Source organism: Bradyrhizobium sp. B039 (genome assembly GCF_038965675.1).
Taxonomy (GTDB): Bacteria; Pseudomonadota; Alphaproteobacteria; order Rhizobiales; family Xanthobacteraceae; genus Bradyrhizobium; species Bradyrhizobium diazoefficiens.
In genome coordinates this window covers 7,897,383-7,912,088 of the sequence record NZ_CP152416.1, presented here as the reverse complement: position 1 = coordinate 7,912,088, position 14,706 = coordinate 7,897,383, and the positions used below count along the sequence as shown (strand labels likewise).

At 58.6% G+C, this 14,706-nt stretch carries 9 protein-coding genes and 1 tRNA gene; 6 read left to right on the top strand and 4 right to left on the bottom strand.

Features of this window, described 5'->3' with window-relative positions:
* Positions 1-729: 729 nt before the first annotated feature.
* The 4 genes from AAFG50_RS37345 to AAFG50_RS37330 all read right to left on the bottom strand — a co-directional run bounded on the left by AAFG50_RS37345 (position 730) and on the right by AAFG50_RS37330 (position 6,390).
* Positions 730-3,150 carry an AAA family ATPase gene (locus AAFG50_RS37345; RefSeq protein WP_202557266.1) on the bottom strand — a complete coding sequence of 807 codons (2,421 nt, stop codon included), beginning with the start codon at positions 3,148-3,150 and terminating at the stop codon, positions 730-732.
* A 12-nt stretch (positions 3,151-3,162) separates the two neighbouring features.
* Entirely contained in the window at positions 3,163-3,732 is a 570-nt protein-coding gene (locus tag AAFG50_RS37340) for a hypothetical protein (protein WP_011084410.1), read from the bottom strand.
* Complete coding sequence (locus AAFG50_RS37335; RefSeq protein ID WP_014498099.1) at positions 3,729-5,441, bottom strand: SIR2 family protein; 1,713 nt, start codon at positions 5,439-5,441, stop codon at positions 3,729-3,731. Before AAFG50_RS37335 ends, AAFG50_RS37340 begins: the two co-directional genes overlap by 4 nt.
* An 873-nt stretch (positions 5,442-6,314) precedes the next feature.
* Positions 6,315-6,390, bottom strand: a tRNA-Ile gene (locus AAFG50_RS37330).
* 647 nt (positions 6,391-7,037) lie between these two features.
* Between AAFG50_RS37330 and AAFG50_RS37325 the strand changes: the two genes are divergently transcribed.
* The 6 genes from AAFG50_RS37325 to AAFG50_RS37300 all read left to right on the top strand — a co-directional run bounded on the left by AAFG50_RS37325 (position 7,038) and on the right by AAFG50_RS37300 (position 14,158).
* Positions 7,038-8,405, top strand: a complete 1,368-nt coding sequence (locus tag AAFG50_RS37325) for an NtaA/DmoA family FMN-dependent monooxygenase (protein WP_011084416.1) — start codon at positions 7,038-7,040, stop codon at positions 8,403-8,405.
* Between the two features lie 32 nt (positions 8,406-8,437).
* Positions 8,438-10,126: an ABC transporter substrate-binding protein gene (locus AAFG50_RS37320; protein WP_011084417.1), complete on the top strand. Its 1,689-nt coding sequence runs from the start codon at positions 8,438-8,440 to the stop codon at positions 10,124-10,126.
* The gene (locus tag AAFG50_RS37315) at positions 10,123-11,085 is read left to right on the top strand and encodes an ABC transporter permease (RefSeq protein WP_011084418.1); all 963 of its coding nucleotides are present in this window, start codon (positions 10,123-10,125) and stop codon (positions 11,083-11,085) included. The genes AAFG50_RS37320 and AAFG50_RS37315 overlap by 4 nt, the downstream gene beginning before the upstream one ends.
* Complete coding sequence (locus AAFG50_RS37310; protein ID WP_011084419.1) at positions 11,082-11,963, top strand: ABC transporter permease; 882 nt, start codon at positions 11,082-11,084, stop codon at positions 11,961-11,963. Before AAFG50_RS37315 ends, AAFG50_RS37310 begins: the two co-directional genes overlap by 4 nt.
* The gene (locus tag AAFG50_RS37305; RefSeq protein ID WP_014498066.1) at positions 11,960-13,687 is read left to right on the top strand and encodes an ABC transporter ATP-binding protein; all 1,728 of its coding nucleotides are present in this window, start codon (positions 11,960-11,962) and stop codon (positions 13,685-13,687) included. The genes AAFG50_RS37310 and AAFG50_RS37305 overlap by 4 nt, the downstream gene beginning before the upstream one ends.
* Positions 13,688-13,975: 288 nt before the next feature.
* Positions 13,976-14,158, top strand: coding sequence for a hypothetical protein (locus tag AAFG50_RS37300; protein WP_014498065.1), 183 nt, complete (start codon positions 13,976-13,978; stop codon positions 14,156-14,158).
* Positions 14,159-14,706: the final 548 nt, after the last annotated feature.

Sequence of the window (14,706 nt, the reverse complement as noted above, 5' to 3'; positions counted from 1 at the left end):
CTGACGGCCCGCGATGTCCAATGCAGCACAGCCGCATCGTCGCCATACCCCGCTTCATGAACCATCGTGGAAATGCATGAAAAATCAAGCCTCACGCCCGCGACTTGTATGGCATCGATATAGAGCGCCTCCATGTTTTCCGGAAGCGCAACCTTGGGCCAGCTTGCCCTGAACCGAAGCGGCTGGATGCTGTTCACGCCCGAGCCTCAGATTATCGCCGGGATTTTAACTGTGTTTATTAGGGGCGCGTGCGAAGAGCCGGCGCGAAGACGGGGCAGTATGTCCGCCTAATGGTTTATTTCAGACGTCGGGCGCTTTGGCGTCCAGCAGCTTCAATGGCCTCGCGCGTGTACTGAGGGCCTTTCTTGCGCGTGTATTGGCGCGCAGCAGGGCAGTGACCGTCAGCTTGCCGTTGATGTCCAGGAGTTGAGCTCGTCCCGCCCGTCTTGCCCTGCCGGATCTACCGTATTGCTCAACACCTGCGGCCACCGCCACGACAGCACGTCGAGCTCCTTTGCTTCCGCCGGCGTCTGATAAAGGCAGCCCTTCACTAAAGGAGTGTCGGCCGGCCCTGCTCGCGGCGCGGGCGCGCATGCTCCGCTGGTAGGCTGCACGTTAGTGACCGCTCGAACCTGTCGCGGCCGGAAGGCCGCGCCGCGGAAATCGCAGCGCTTGAACTGGAGCAACATGCTGCGCTGCAGGCCGTGGCCGGCAAGGCTGGCGTCGCTTTCATGCAGCGATTGCGCGATCGGGCCGAAATGACATCAGACTCCAAGGCGCGGTGGTCATTCCATCCGAATCTCGCCCTAATTCGATCGTAATCAAACGATCGCCGTTGTAGGTCGGGCTGAGCTCAAGCGTGAGATAGTCGAAAAGCTGTCGATCGTGCACCGCGATAATGATCTGGCGCCCATGCTGCTTGAGGGTACGCAGCAAGGCCGCAAATTGGGCAATATGCACGTCATCCATGCTTTGAACTGGGTCATCCAGAACCAACCAAGGCAAGGCTGGAGAGACCGAGAGATGAAGTCCGAGAAAAAGCGTCAGCGCAGCCGTATTGAGGTTGCCGGCACTCAACATAGCTCGCGGATTTCCACCTTTTCCGCCCGATCGATAATGTGTCTCAAGGACAGCTTCGACGGCTCGACCAGGAATGGACGGCAACGCGAAAGCCGGAACGAACGCCTCGTCCGGCGCAAGCCGAATAAAGAGGTCGCGCCACACAGCATTGAGCTCCTTGTTAAATACGCGCCGCGCCTCGTCTGCTCGTACCGCTTGCGCTTGGGCCAAGAGCCCCTTTGCTACGGCAATTCGGCGCTCCGACTCCTGCCGTAGCGCTGTCGTGCGCCGTTCGTCCTCGAACGCTGTCGCCAGGTCGATTGTGGCGTTATCGAGCTCGCGCTGATTTACTTCCAACTTGTCAAGCAGCCGCAGAGCTCGGTCACCCTGATCGCCCGACTTCGCTTCTTGTGCTGAACGATATTGAACCTGCGTGAGTATCTCATCGACAATCTCTTCTAATGGAACATCTGCAGGAAACGGCTGAAGTGACAACCGTTGCCCATAGGAGACGAGCTCCGCCCTCAACCCCGAGATCGAGGAGATCCGGCTTCTTAAAACGGAAAGTCGCTCCGCCGCCTGCTTTGCTTCCTCCCAGAGGCGCCCGCCGTTGCTTGCAGCATCTGCAAGACTATCGAGCGCATTCATCCACTCCGTCAGATCCGCCAATTCAAGTAAGATCGCATCGCGCCTATCATTGGGCAGGCGGCGAGCGAACAGATCCGCTTCTTGCCGCTGTGTCGCTACGACAGCCGCTGCGGTCGTTGCGCGGTCCCTCACCAACGCCTCGACGCGCCCTGCCACCGCCACCAACCGAGCAACTTCCTCGGATACATGAGAAGCTAGTTGTTCTTCGGAGATTTCAGCAAAATTACGAGAGCAGACGGGACATATCTCGTTCTCAATATGAGAGGAAATCGTCGCGAGCGCTTCCGCGAGCGCACGATTTGCACCTCCAGCATCTGCAAGCTGCTCATCGATGAGCTTCAGGCGCCCTTGCCCCTGTTGCACCGACACCTGCGCGCCCGACAACGAGCGAATGATCTCATCGTCGTTAGTCAAAGCCGTTTGAGCGCGACTTAGAGCAGAGCTGACAATTGCCAACGCTTTGGCGTGCGCCGTTGCTGGGCTGACGTCCACAGACACAACATCGGTGAACTTCTTCTGTATGCTTCGCAGCAGCACCTCGAGTTGTTGACCAGCGACGCTGCGCCAACGCGCAAATGCGTCTCGCGTAGCACTGCTCACCTGCTCTGCCGCAATCCGCTCTCCCTCCTCTTCCGACGTGCTGGCCTCAAGTAGCTGAGCCTTCGCCGCCGCAAGGTCTCGTCGAATTCGCGCCAAATCGGCGAGCTTCGTCTCACGCTCCTCGATATCGCTCTTGACGACGGCTCGTAACGCTTCGATGTCAATTGGACCGTCAGCAACAAACTGAGGCCCAAGCAATTCACGGAGATCATTCTCGGTCTTGATCATCTCGTCGCGGCAAGCTTGTTCGATCTCTGTCGCCTCGTCGACGCCCCGCTCCAGCATTGGAGCATCGGCTCGAGCCGCCCAAAAATGCGGCGCGCTTTCCCTGAAACGCCGCACGTCACCAGCGGCATGCAACCCGTCAATGAGGGAATCCAACGCGTCCAATCCGAGCATTTCCTTGACAAACCGAGTGAGAGGCGATGCCGTGTCTCGGTTGTCTTGGTGTTCGTAGATCTCCAACAGGCGCCCTAGAGTGACCTGCGCGAGATAGCATCTTTCAAGGTAGAATCGCGATTGGTCTCCATCCAAAAGCGCGGATCCGACGATCGCTTGTCCGTTGATCTCCAGAGACGCCTCTGTCTTTGATCCAACGCCTTCAGCCTGGATCGATACGCGTCCCAATCCATTCTTGGCCAGCTTGTGCGGCAAGTATGCCATGTAGTCGCGATCGAGGCGTGCGAGCGATGGCACACTGCCGGTTAATGCCAGTTCGATTGACGAAAGCAGGCTCGTCTTGCCGGTACCGTTCGGCCCATGAATAAGCACTGCCGGCGCATCAAGCGAGACCCCGGCTGGCCCGCGGATGCTGCGAAAATCCTCGACCTTTAGAAATTTCAAGCGCGGCGCCACCTATGGCTCCTTTTCAGACAAGAGATCTTCGAGGAAGGGAGCGTCGATCGCGTCTGCCAAATGCGACGCCACCCTCAGCACGCCCGCAGACGCAATTTCGACGAGCTCGAGCGCAAGCGGATCGTCAAAGCCTTCTAGAAGTTTCGCGCGGATCGCGATTGCCCTATCTTCGCTCGCCTTTGGCAAGGTCAACGGCAGCAGTACAGCCAGCCAATTGAACAAGTCCTGTTCGCCGGCTGTCTCTCCCACCGCTAGCACGCGCGCATGGCGAGCCAGTGCGGACAGCGTCGACGATTCCGGCCGCGGCCCAACGACAATAAGCGTCAACGGCCGACGCGAGCCCATCATATCGAGGGCGCGGCCAGCTCCCTCGACGACCTGCTGCAATCGCGCGGGTGTTTGGGCGAGTGAATCTCCGACCACGATAAGATCCGGGATCGGCGGTTCACCCACGAAGGCCGCAGCCGCGTCTATCTCAATTCCACCAATTTTCAAGGGCGTAGGGACGCGCTTGAAGTGCGCCGCTTCAAGCACGCTTGCGACGCGCTCGACGGGAATCGTCGTAGTCATACAGCGATCTCCGCTCGAAGATTCTTCAAAATCTCGTCAAGACTGTTGGAAGCGCCAGACAATCTGGACAAGCTGATCTCCCGCCGCCTCCTTCGCAAAGTCCGACCAGGTGGTGAGGTCGGGTGTCGGGCAGCACGCGCAGGCGCCTCATGGCTATGCAAGATAATAGTATCACTATCCTCTGCCGCGTATCCACCGGCAATCAGTCGGCTCGCCGATTGATTGTTTGCTGCGAAGAAGACTTCTGCAGAGCGCACCGCGCCGGCGAGCCGCAGCGCCCCACCCCCGGGATCGCTCAGGCCGCTCACCCTGCATTCCCAGAATCCCTCCGTCGCTGCGAGTGCCACGAGGGCAATCCCCAGTGCAAGCTCTTGAATCCCCGAACTGGAAAATCCGGGCTCGTGTAGCGATTTCGGGACGCTCGACATCGAGAGCGGACTATACAGCCCAGCGGCCGCATTGATTCGCCGGCCATCCCGAAAAAAGTTCATAGCGCGTCCCGCGAGCGAGAGCGCAGTCACCATGAACTGCTCGTACTGGTCCGGCAAGGCAGTTGCCGCAACCCCATTACGCAAGGTTCTCAACGCCGATCGCAACCGAGACTTCTCCGCGGCCGTCAACCCGGATGCTGATCCTTCAAGGAATGTTTCGAGCTTCGAGCAGACGACATGTAGCCAGAGGGCTGGCAGCAATGATCGACTGTAGGCCCGGAGCAAGGCCGACTTTTCGATTTCCTCGGACTTCGCAACATAGTCTGTCTTATAGAAATTCTGCAGAAGACTGAGCTGATCAGCCCCGACGGAATTTTCTGAAAGAACAACCGCGGGAGGATGAGTTGGGAACGATGCCGGCAGACTCTGCTGCGCGACGACAAAGATGTTTTGAATATTCGTGTCCTGCGCGGACAGCCCCAGCATCAATGTTGATTTTGAAATCGCAAGATCCAGGAGTTTGCCGGCTATGACCTTGTTTTCTGCCTTGTCAGCCCAGCCGTGGATCTGCGAGGCGCGACCAACGATGCGCTCTCGGTATCGCGCCTCGTCCTCGCCTCCGAGGACGGCGCAGCCATGAAATTTGTAGAACCTGGCCCTTGCGCTACTGTCCCTGACGTCCTCGGGTAAAATCCGGACCTGAAGCAACCCCACCGGAGAGCCTGCGATTGCGACAATTGCTTTTTCGATGAGCGCGTCCCAATTGGCGCTAGCAACATCAGATGCGACGCCCTCTGCAATTAAGGCTGCCAAACCGAAATGTTCCGGGCCAGGCGTAATTGAAGGGTCGCCGTAGCGTTCAACGACCTTTACCGCGTCCCAGACAAGATAGTCTGGCAATTCTCCCTGCGGATGCTGGTCTAGCATTCGTGAATAAGCGCCGGTCAAATTCTTCTTGATCCGGCCGAAGATCTTCCAGTCTGTTGCCGACTTGGCGTAGTCAATCTCCTTCCAATCCTCGGGCGAAAGGATCAAGTTAAGAATGCGGTCTAGGCTCCGGCGAAACTTGCAGGCGGCGTTCGTAGAATCAATCCGAATGCGCAAATGCTCGAGCACTTCACCAGCGACGCCCTCAAGACCGGGAAGCTTTCCAAGCGAGACGCCCGCACCGAGCCAAATCGCGTATTGATCATGCGCGATCCCGGCCGCAAACTCAGCGAAATCACCATCCAACAGAGCAAGGGTTTCGACGATCGTTATATCCAGGGCCGTCGGCACGGTCAGATATCCATGTCTCGTGGTCGAGCAAACGCGCATTCCATCATCACCGCTAGATCTCTCCCTCCCGTGCCTGCTTCGTTCATTCGACTACCGCATCAGCTTGGCAACTTACCTCCTTGTTAGCAAACCTTTTTGTCCTTTGAAACTGATCCGGAATTGGCTCCTTGTAACGGCCGACGATTCATCGAGACCTTCGAACCAAACCAGCCAGTGCCCGAGCAGCGCGGACGATAAAAGCGGATCGATCTGAGAACATTTACTCCGCCGAACAATCGTCAATATCTTCCAAAATTGTGCTGCTATTCAGAGAAGCGTCAGACGTCGACGCATTCGTTAATGTTCGGAAGCGACGATTGCCTGGTTCGAGACTCTGAACGCGAGCTTCCATGTTGAAAAGTGATTCGGTCAGGTCGGTATCTAGATTGTCATCAGCACTGCAGAGGCAGGGCCTGAACCGCCTTCGTATTTCACGCAGTCGTAATGAAAACTTGGTCAAATTTGGTCGGGGGACGATCGTAGGTGACTCGCCCGCCGCCCGGCACTGCGTCTCTTTGGCCGTCGCAGCGGTCCTGACTGATGAGGTTCAAGCACAAATTCGATGCGGGTCTATAGGTATGTCTTTCGGTACGGGAAAATGGGCGTTGAATTTCTGAGGTTCATACGTTTCTTGATCAGCTTCTCCGTCGGAGCACCATCCAACCGATGAGTGAACGACGAATACATCCAAGATCAACCAAGTCGGTCCGGCGCCATCAGGTGGATTGCAGTGTGCGAACCCGCGTGCGAACGAAAAGTGCACGTATCTGGTGCGGTTTCTGGTGCGGTCGTCGCGCTGAGGGCAGCGGAGAGCAAGCAAATTATTGATATTCTTGGTGGGCCCGGCAGGACTCGAACCTGCAACCAGACCGTTATGAGCGGCCGGCTCTAACCATTGAGCTACAGGCCCCGCCGCTGAAAGGCGACCGCGCGGCGGCGCCGGGATCGTCTACAGGTTGGCCGGCATTCCGGCAATCCCATATCGCTTCAAGCGAAATAGGGACTAGCTCGCAGTCGGCATTCAGCTTTGCAGGTCAAAGCTCGCGAGCCGCCGACCGGTCGAGGATCCTGATCCCGCGTTGCGTATTGTCGCCGTCGGACGCAGAATTCCTGAATCGAAAGCCCGAAAACAAAGAACTTCGACTTTGGCTCTACCGCGGCGAGCCGAAACAGTAGCGCGCGCTCAATCGGTCAGGGAACAGGCGCTCGTAGGCGGCAACACACGAGGTGCAACCCTGCGATGGCGCTTGAATTCGGCGTCCGGGAGCTCGTTTTTGTAGCGCATTCGTGTCCACGCGACTCTGAGTTGGTCGCTGCGTCGGTCCGTCGATGTGATGCAAACCAGATAGATGGGGCTTCTCAGTCACGGAGTTTATCGTTCCGCGCCATGAGGCATTCCCAACAGAAATTAATTATCTGGCGGCACGAATTGAAACAGGCATTCTTATTTTTCCTCCGCGGTTGACGCTGGTCGGCTACTCTACAATGTTGGAGTGCCATGACGCGTTCATGGCTACCGAAAATTGAGAAGAGTGCGATGCCGTTTTTGACCTTTCGGTGCACCTCTACACGAACCGCATGTGCCGCGTGATGACGTCAGTGCTTGAACGTGAGCTTCACCTTGGCTTGAACCTGCATGGCGCTGGGGGACATACCGCAGCGTGGCGGTGGCCCGGAAATTCTCCCGGCGCATTTTACGATATTGAGCATTACGTACGAGCCGCGAAGCACGCCGAGCGTGGAAAGCTCGACGCGGTTTTCCTCGCCGACACGCCAGCGCTCGATCCAGCAATCGACAAACACCCGCCGCTCAACGGCATCGAGCCGACGATTACACTTGCCAGCATTGCCCGAGAAACAAAATTTGTCGGCCTGATCGGCTCGGCATCCACCACCTACAACGAGCCATATAACCTCGCGCGCCGATTCCAGTCGCTTGACGTTGTCAGTGGCGGCCGTGCGGCCTGGAACGCAGTTACGACGTCCAATGTCTATACGGCCAGGAGCTTTGGCGGCGACGAGCTGTCACGTGATGACCGCTATCGCCGCGCCGAAGAATTTGTGGAGGCGGTGCGAACCCTTTGGCATGGCTGGGGAGAAGGCGCTATTATCCTGGATCAGGCCGCGGGGCGGTTTGGTGATCCGAGCAGGCTGCGGACGACGAGGCATGCCGGCGAGTTCTTCGACATCAGCGGGCCACTGACACATCCCGGCTCAAGACAGGGGCAGCCGGTTATTTTCCAGGCCGGCGGATCGGATCAAGGGCTTCAGTTCGCGGCCCGAAGCGCCGATGCCGTGTTCTCATCGACAGGCGATTTGGAAATCGCCCTGCGCGAGGCCGATCGCCTCAGGTCGTTTGCTTCTCAACATGGACGACGGGCGCCCCTTGTGCTGCCGGGTATCGTCACGTTCGTCGGCGGAACCGAAGAGGAAGCAATCAAGCGCAAGGCGGAGCTTGACGATCTAATCAACTTTGACGTTGCCCTTGATGCGCTGGCCAGTCGTTTCGGCTTTCCTGCCGAAAGGCTGAAGATCAACGAGCCAATCGACCTCAGCTTACTGCCGGGACATGCGGACGCTGCTTTTTCCATTGGCCAGCATCGCACTGTGGAAGCTCTCGTGCGCTCCGGCAAAACAGTCCGCCAGATCATCGTAGAGGCGCCTGCTTACGGGCACCGAGTGCTGGTCGGATCGCCGGAACAGATTGCCGCATGCTTCGAAGAGTGGTTCCGGGCTGGCGCAATCGACGGGTTCAACGTCATACCTGATGTTCTGTCCGACGGTACGCCTGCGTTCGTCGATCACGTTGTTCCCGTTCTTCAGCGGCGCGGCTTGTTCCGCTCGGATTATCGCGGCGAAACGCTGCGCGAGCACCTCGGCATCCCACTGCAGGGCGAGCGCACCGACCAGGTCTCCGCCGCCTGAGTGCTTCTCCTTTATCACATTCGGAGCTTATCATGTCCAAGCCGGCTGCCGCTCATGCGGCGTTTCTTCTCAAAAGTCTGAATCGTCGTGTGAAGTCTCGCGCCGCAGTCATCGCCATCGCGATGTCTGGCCTTTCGATTGCGGATCCGGTGCACGCGGAGGGCGCTTCGGCTGGCAAGCCGCAATCGGGTGGGACTATCCGGTACGGACACTTCCAGGAGCCGCCGTGCCTCTATGGTGGTTGGGTGCAGCAGTGGTACCTTCAGCGTCAATTCAGCGACAATCTGGTCGCCAGGGCTGAAGACGGAAGGATCCTGCCTTGGCTTGCGACCGCCTGGACCATCTCGGATGACCGCAAAACTTACACCTTCCAGATCAAGCCCGATGTCAAATTCACGGACGGGACGTCTCTGGACGCCCAGGCGGTCGTCGATAATATCAATGGATGGCTGAGCGACAGTCCGGAGCTCGAGAACCCCACAGCCGGTCCTTATCTCAGGGGCATCTTCGAGTCCGCGGCGGTTGCCGACCCGCTGACGTTCAAAATCACGTTGAAGACGCCGTTCGAGCCGCTGCTGAATGTCTTTGCGCAGTCCTCGCAAGGCATCTTGTCGCCGACGGCGCTTAAGCGTGGCAAGGCCGTGAACTGCGAAAGCCCAGTTGGTTCGGGTCCGTTCATCGTAGAGAAATGGAACCGCGGCAGGAACGTCATATTCCGTCGAAACCCAAACTATAATTCGGCGCCGGCCACTGCCAAGCATCAAGGCCCAGCCTATGTCGAAGGAATTGAGTGGCGTTTTCTCGCTGACCCCACGATACGCTACGGCTCACTTCTGACCGGCGAATCCGACGTTGTCTATCATATCCCTGCCGTCAACTGGCAGGATGCCAATTCCCGGTTCAAGATCGTGCGCCACCTCACGGGTGGAACGCCGCTTCGGCTTGCGTTGTTCTCCGAGAGACCGCCGTTCGACGACGTGCGTGTCCGGCAGGCTTTTGCTTACGCCTCGGACCGACGTGCTGCCGTGCAAGCGGCGTTTCTTGGCTCACTGCCCTATGAGGGCAATTTCGCTTTGAGCCAAAGCTCGCCGGAATATGTCAGCGAGCTCTCAAAATCCTATTCCTATGACATCGAGAAGGCGAACAAGCTGCTCGATGAGGCTGGCTGGGCGGAGCGCGATGCAAACGGCATTCGCAGCAAGAACGGCAAAGCGCTGATCATACGCATCACCTACACCAATGCCTTTTCGCCTCCCGACGGCGATCAGGTCCTGCAGATCATCCAGCAGCAAGCGAAGGCCGCAGGGTTCGACGTGCGGCTCCAGCCGACCAACCAGGCTGATTTCTGGGCAGGAAAGAATCTTGGTCCAAATGACTATGAGGTCGTTCCACTGTATTGGGTTGCGCCTGGCGCCGAGATCTATCGTATTTCGTACAAGCCTGACCTGAATGGTGTCCGCAATCCCTTCAATCCATCCCGCTATCAGGATCTGCCCCTGTGGGACATCATTCAGAAGGCTGAACAGGCTGGTGACAAGGCGCAACGCACCGCGCTTTATCAGCAGGCGGAACGGCGGATTATCGAGAACGCGCCGTCCCTGAGCTACACGGTTTTGGACGTCACCCTCGCTTTAGCCGATAATGTGAAAGACATCTGGCTCGACAGCGGGTCGGTGGGCGAGCCCGTTTTCTCGGACGCATATTTCACCGACAAGAAATGAATGCGGTGAAGACGATAGGCCATCAAAGCCTTTGGCTAGCGCGCCGGCTCTTGTCCGGCCTGATCGTGGTTTGGGCCGCGGCGACATTCACCTTCTTTGTGCAGTTTCTGATGCCCGGGGAACGCGCCCAGATCATCTTCAATGCAAATAGCGGAAACGTGGGAGAGATTCCTCGGGACCAGCTACTCGCCATCAATGCCAAATATGGCTTCGATCAACCCGTCTTCGTGCAATACGGAAAGTATGTAAGGGATGTGATGCACGGAGACCTTGGGCAGTCCTACGTCCAATATCAACCTGTCACAGACCTGATTGCGCGCCAGATCGGACCAACGATTGCGCTCGCTTTTGCCGCCATGTTGACCGCCTGGATCATCACCATCACGACCACGGTTCTTTTCGCCGGGCGTAACAACATATGGTCCAAGGCGCTAGGCGGGTTTCAGGTCTTCCTGGCAACCCTGCCGCCCTATTGGCTGGCGACAATCCTGCTGGTCGTTTTCGCGATCCAGCTTCGCTTGTTTCCTGTCGTGGGCGGCAACACCCTCATGGGCCTCGTTCTGCCTACGATGGCCCTGGCCTTGGAAATCTACGGCTTCCTTGGTCAAGCGGTCTTGAGCGGATTCACGCGGGTTCTTGATCAGCCTTTCATCACCTCATCGAGAATGCGCGGCACAGGTGATCTCAGCCTCCGTCTACGTCACGCTTTGCGCCATGCGGCCTTGCCGGGGATCACCCTTTCCGGCTGGATCATAGGCAAGCTGCTGTCGGGCGCCGTATTGATTGAAGCGGTCTTCGGCCGTCAGGGGCTCGGCGGCGTCCTTGTCGCAGCATCGTCCACACGCGATGTCCCGGTCGTGTCAGGGGTGATCCTGGTTTCAGCTGCGCTGTTTGTCGCCGCCAGCTTGATCGTGGATCTCACGATACAACTCGTCGACCCGAGGATGAAAGAGGCATGAGTTTCGCCAATGGCTCCCCGGGACATACAAAAGCGTTCATCACTGCAAGAGTGCTGACGGGCGCCCGTATGTTTCCGGTTCCGGTCTATATCGCGACTGTCTTCACGGCCTTCTTCCTCATCGCGGCGATTGCGCCGAAACTGCTTCAGACGCATGATCCGTTGGCGCTGAGCTTGATGTCACCTCTCAGGGCCCCTTCATTGACGCATTGGCTGGGGACGGACCAGTCCGGACGGGATCTCTATTCCCGCATCGTGGCGGGGACAGGTCAGTCTCTCTCCATTGGGCTGGGTGCGACTGCGCTCAGCCTTGCCATCGCGCTCATACTCGGCGTGACGGCGGGCCTGTCTGGCGGCTGGATCGACAACGTGCTCAGCCGGCTCTTCGACGCCCTGTTCGCTCTCCCCACTCTGTTCCTTGCGCTTCTCTTCGTTTCGTTGTTGGGCACCTCGGTCTCGACACTGATTATCGCGGTCGGCCTTGGAACATCGCCAGGATATGCACGCATGGTGAGGGTGCAGGTTCTGAGGGTCAAAGCTACTGGTTATGTTGAGGCGGCAAAGGCGTTAGGCCACTCGCCCAGGGGCATCCTGTTCAAGCATATCCTCCCCAACGCAATCAGCCCGCTTGCGACAATGTTCACGCTCGGTATCGGGCAAGCCATCATTTGGGCATCCGGCCTTTCGTTTCTCGGCTTGGGAGTTGCGCCCCCGTCATCGGAATGGGGCGCACTGCTCAATGCCGGGCGCAACTACGTAATCTATGCATGGTGGCTCGAGGTCATGCCCGGGATCGCCATCGCTACCTTCGCGCTCTCAGTGACTGTCATCGGCCAGTACGTGCAGCAACGCCTGGAAGGAAGGATCGAGCTTCCATGAACGTGACCTATCCCGCAGCTTCCTTCCGGCAAAATGCCACAAAGCCCCCGGCTAGCGACCCGTTGCTCACCGTACAAAACCTCAACGTTTCCTTCGGGCCGGCGCATTCGCGGCGAGCTGTGGTCAAGGGGGTCTCTTTCAGGGTTGAGGAAGGCCGGTGCGTCGCGATCGTCGGTGAATCGGGATCAGGCAAAAGCGTTACGGCCCGGACGCTGGTTGGTCTGACCGGGGCGCGATCTCATGTCCAAGCTGACCGCCTGACTTTTCAGGGGAAGAATATCGATCGACTCGGTGACAGGGAATGGAGAGCCTTGCGCGGCAAGCGCATTGGCTTTGTGTTACAGGACGCGCTGGTGTCGCTCGATCCGCTGAGACCGGTTGGCAAGGAGATCGGTGAAGCACTAAGTGTTCACCGTGCAATCAGGACACGCGCAGACTTGACGGAACGGGTAGTTGAGCTTCTGAATCTCGTGGGCGTGCCCGAGCCGGCGGTCAAGGCGCGGCAGCTTCCACATGAGCTTTCAGGCGGGCAACGGCAAAGAGCCTTGATTGCGACGGCAATCGCACTCGATCCAGCTCTTTTGATCGCAGATGAGCCCACGACGGCGCTGGACGTTACGATCCAGGCGCAAATCCTGGATCTGCTCAGCGAAACCCGCCAACGCGGCAAGGCCATGATTCTCATCAGCCACAATCTTGCCGTGGTATCGCAGATGGCCGACGAGGTTATTGTGATGCGACACGGCGAAATCGTCGAGCATGGCTCATCAGAACAGATTTTTGGTGACCCGAGACATGATTACACGCGGGGCCTCCTCAAGGCGATCCCATCCGTCCGGTCACGCGGGAGCCGTCTTTCGTCCTCGACGGCGCCGCGCTTCATCTCGGCTGAAGGAGAGACCAGAGCGCTGACCCAGTCGAATATGGCACAGCGTTGTAGTCCCCTGCTTGAGGCGGAACGGCTCGTCAAGCGCTTTCGCGGACCGGATGGCAAGCTGCGTACCGTCGTCAATGACGTCTCGTTTCGCCTCGGCCATGGAGAGACGCTAGGCATCGTCGGCGAGTCAGGGTCTGGGAAGACGACCGTGGCACGCATGGCGCTCGCGCTCGAAAGGCCGGACCAAGGAGAGGTGACACTCGAGGGTTCGCCGTGGACTGCAGCGACTGAGAAAGAGCGCCGCCAGCGGCGATCGGATATCTCGGTCATCTACCAGGACCCACTAAGTTCATTCGATCCGCGTTGGACCATCGAGCGTGTCATTGATGATGCCTTGGCCAGACGTAGCGGAAATCCCCTCGACAGAGCCAGTCGACAATCGGAGGTCAGCGAGCTGCTTGATCTCGTGGGTCTGTCACCAAACTTCAGGACCGGGCGTCCACTGGAACTGTCGGGCGGTCAACGCCAACGGGTTGCGATCGCGCGCGCAATTGCTCCGCGCCCCAAGATCATCGTGTGTGACGAGCCGGTCGCGGCACTTGACGTATCCATTCAGGCGCAAATTCTCGATCTGCTTGGAGATCTCAAGTCGCATTTGCGTGTCAGCTATCTATTCATCTCGCATGATCTCGGCGTCGTGCACCACCTCAGCGACCGCGTTCTTGTCATGCACCATGGCGTGGCCGTCGAAGCCGGTGGAGCGGACGACGTATTTTTACGGCCTTGGCAACCCTATACGAGGAAGCTGGTCGCGGCCGTTCCACAATTGCACTTCCAGGCGGCATAAATTTCAGAGGCCAGCCGCACATGTCGGCTCAGCGGGAGGGTGACTGCGCGGGCCAGTGCTGTGGAAGGCAGGAATGTCGGGCCGTGTCCATGCAGCATCCGCGCTGGCTGAAACCCCGTCCCCCTGTTCGGACCATGCAAATGCCCGTCCTCGAAGGGCTCCACTGCGAGACGTCAATCCACAAGATGCGACGACCGATCAGCGCACCGGGTCAGGTGGGTCTGGCGTCGTTTGGGCGACTCACGTTACCCATCATTCCCGACCACATCACTGCACAATGGGAATGAAATGTTTGCAGCAACCCGTGAACTGCCGGCCTCTGGTTACGCACTTGAAGTGGATGGCCGACTCAAGGCCGAATTTGCAACCAGAGACGGCGCCAGGGCAGGCGGAGAAGAACTCAAGAAGCGCTTTCCCATGCTTCAGATCAGGATCTATGACGCGCAGACGCAAGCGCGCGAGGACATCTAGATCCGCGGACTGGCGGATTTTTCCGATTCGCGTGTGCGGCTTCCGCCGCACCGGGCTCTCGTGGACCGAGCTGCCTTGCGTCTCGGCCGCCGTGCGGCGTCGATCCCTCGCGCTAGGAGATGCGGAGCTCCCCGCCGGGGGCACTCGGGAAAGGGGCTCGCCTCTCGGCGATCGCTATCACTGCCCCGTTCCCGGGTGCCGCTATTGAACCGGTCTCGTCGCTGCACTCGGACCCGCGTGCCCCTTCGGGTCGCTATGCTCACGCTCTCCGGGTGCCATTTTGCCTTGAGGCGATGCGCCCTTGGCGCACGCCTGGTAGGTTTGGGCCCCAAGGCACCTAAAGGCCAAGTCCCGAAGAATGAAATAGAAGGCCGAGCGCGTCGCAGATTTTGCATTCTGTCATCTGTGTGCGTGCAGCGCGCTCGCTAACCGAACCACGCGGCCGCTTGGTCAAGTGGCGTCGCTTCCGTCCGAAGAGGCTGAGAATAAGAGTTTTGGCCGGGTTTGCCGTGACGGGTCACAGGCCGCGAGAGAGGCTCGCGGCGCCC

Excerpts from the sequence above, each read along its gene's own strand:
- AAFG50_RS37340 (WP_011084410.1), bottom strand. The coding sequence starts at position 3,732 with ATGACTACGACGATTCCCGTCGAGCGCGTCGCAAGCGTGCTTGAAGCG.
- AAFG50_RS37320 (WP_011084417.1), top strand. The coding sequence starts at position 8,438 with ATGTCCAAGCCGGCTGCCGCTCATGCGGCGTTTCTTCTCAAAAGTCTG.
- AAFG50_RS37315 (WP_011084418.1), top strand. The coding sequence starts at position 10,123 with ATGAATGCGGTGAAGACGATAGGCCATCAAAGCCTTTGGCTAGCGCGC.
- AAFG50_RS37310 (WP_011084419.1), top strand. The coding sequence starts at position 11,082 with ATGAGTTTCGCCAATGGCTCCCCGGGACATACAAAAGCGTTCATCACT.
- AAFG50_RS37305 (WP_014498066.1), top strand. The coding sequence starts at position 11,960 with ATGAACGTGACCTATCCCGCAGCTTCCTTCCGGCAAAATGCCACAAAG.
- AAFG50_RS37300 (WP_014498065.1), top strand. The coding sequence starts at position 13,976 with ATGTTTGCAGCAACCCGTGAACTGCCGGCCTCTGGTTACGCACTTGAA.